We start from the raw sequence: 1817 nt of genomic DNA, 5'->3' as shown, positions 1-1817 counted from the left end.
CATTGGACTGCCAGAATCGTATCTCTAACCACATCCAGACTTTCATTATAGGTCGGAATGTAAACATCAACCGTTGGCCATAAATCGGTATTCTCAGGCAGCGGTTCAATCGTTCGTTTTAATGGCCAAATAGTCTGTAAATAACTAAGGCTTAGAATAATCCAGATGTAAAGTTCTGCACTATAAAGAAGTATGCCTAATATTGTCTCGGTTACAGAACCAAAATGAAGCGTTTCAGTCGTGCGCCAATAAATATATCGGGATGACATCAAAAATGACAATACTGTCATTACTATTGTTACTTTTCTGCTTTTACTTATGCCAAGTAAAAAGAACGCAGCAATACTGAATAATGCAAAAATGTACTGCTTCTCACTGTCCATTGGTGTAACAACAACCAAGATAGCGATTGGCAATAACAGTAACAACAGAAGATAAAATTGAATTTTCTTCATCTTGAATTCAGCCAGTATTTAATAGAAGTCATGTTTAGGCGTAGAGTAAACTTCCCCCCCACCGATCTTTATTCCCAAAATAGCTGCAACTTTTTTACTAATAAGCTCAATATCAAATGCGGCAGCTGACACGGGGCTGAAATCAATAATTGAACGTTGAGAAGCATTCGCTTCTGGCACACATTCATCCCGATGAATCATTCCTAACAATTTATCGCCCAGACGTTGCTCAAAGAATTGTGAGACATCATGGCTGAGTTGACGACGATTATCACTTTGATTAACAACAAAATAGGTTCCCATTTTATTATCTAAAGGGGCGCCGATAAGTTTGCCTTTCTCTATTTGAGGTAATAAAGATAAAGATGCAGTGTCTGCCAACATCACCACCAAATGCATATCCGCAATCCCTTGCATTGCTTTTAACGCCGGGCTTGGTCCCGGCGGAAAATCAGCGATAACCACTAATCCAGGATAATTAAGAACTGAATGTAGCCCCCGTTGTAAAAAATGCGGATCAGCCGTTAATTCATGCTCGAAAGCCAGACGTTGCGCTTCATCCACCTCGCCATAAGGCAAGACAAAGGTATTCGTTCCCGCTTTAAGGATAAATTGGCTCCAGTCAGATGCATTACCTGACTCAGAAACATAACCACGTTCATCCGACAAAGGGACACCAAAGTGCAAGCGCAGAGCATTTTGTACATCGAAATCAATAAGTAAAACCTTGCTACCACTACGTGCCAGTGAGTGCGCCAAATTGGCTGCAAAAGTAGTTTTACCGACACCACCTTTCGGTGAACATACACAAACTAACGGCATAAGGCGATGCTCTCTAACAACGTTTGTAAAGGAATATCCCGCGATGACTCGGCAAAAACAACCAGCTCTTTGGGTGGTTCTTTTTGTGAAAAAATGTTTTTAAATTCAGTTTTTTTACCTGATTCCAACGGGCCAGTTGGTGAGGATGAAAATTGTGTCGTAAGTATAGGTTTAGAAACCACTTGCGGTATAGCAGGTTCGTTTAAATTGACTGGCTGCGGAGCTAGAGTATGGGCAACCGGTGGCGCAGGAAACAGTGATCGCATTGCGGCTGGCCGGTTTGTTACCTCGGTATTTAGCAGAGGATCACTATTTATAGCGCGAGGTTCACTCATCACGTTTAACACATCAGGCTCGGCGAACTCAGTGGCTGAAACAAGCTGAGGTGTCGGCTGCGTAGTTCGGCCATTTTCTAAAAATGAATCATTGTCTTGTGAAGCTAACTGTTTAATAAGCGGCCATGAAAAAGCATCCGCTTGAACTTCTTTTTCAGAAATTTCTTTATAATCAATATCGTGCATGTCTATTTTATCTTTGAAC

The 1817-nt window shown here is 41.4% G+C and carries 2 protein-coding genes and 1 pseudogene; all 3 read right to left on the bottom strand.

The genetic code is table 11. From position 1 onward, the window contains the following. Nucleotides 1-455: pseudogene (locus tag V1952_RS21630) on the bottom strand (cellulose synthase); the annotation flags it as partial. Nucleotides 456-473: 18 nt separating this feature from the next. Continuing rightward, the gene (bcsQ, locus tag V1952_RS21625; protein ID WP_372560566.1) at nucleotides 474-1277 is read right to left on the bottom strand and encodes a cellulose biosynthesis protein BcsQ; all 804 of its coding nucleotides are present in this window, start codon (nucleotides 1275-1277) and stop codon (nucleotides 474-476) included. Beyond that, the coding region (bcsO, locus tag V1952_RS21620; protein ID WP_420075531.1) for a cellulose biosynthesis protein BcsO at nucleotides 1268-1817 on the bottom strand (550 nt) is incomplete at its 5' end. The genes bcsO and bcsQ, both read right to left, overlap by 10 nt.

This window comes from Yersinia sp. 2542 StPb PI, from assembly GCF_048593855.1.
Classification (GTDB): domain Bacteria; phylum Pseudomonadota; class Gammaproteobacteria; order Enterobacterales; family Enterobacteriaceae; genus Yersinia; species Yersinia enterocolitica_E.
The sequence above is the reverse complement of the archived record's forward strand: the minus strand, read 5'-3'. Positions and strand labels throughout refer to the sequence as shown.

What these genes read in the sequence shown, in the direction of transcription:
- bcsQ (WP_372560566.1), bottom strand. Translation starts at nt 1,277, where the DNA reads ATGCCGTTAGTTTGTGTATGTTCACCGAAAGGTGGTGTCGGTAAAACT.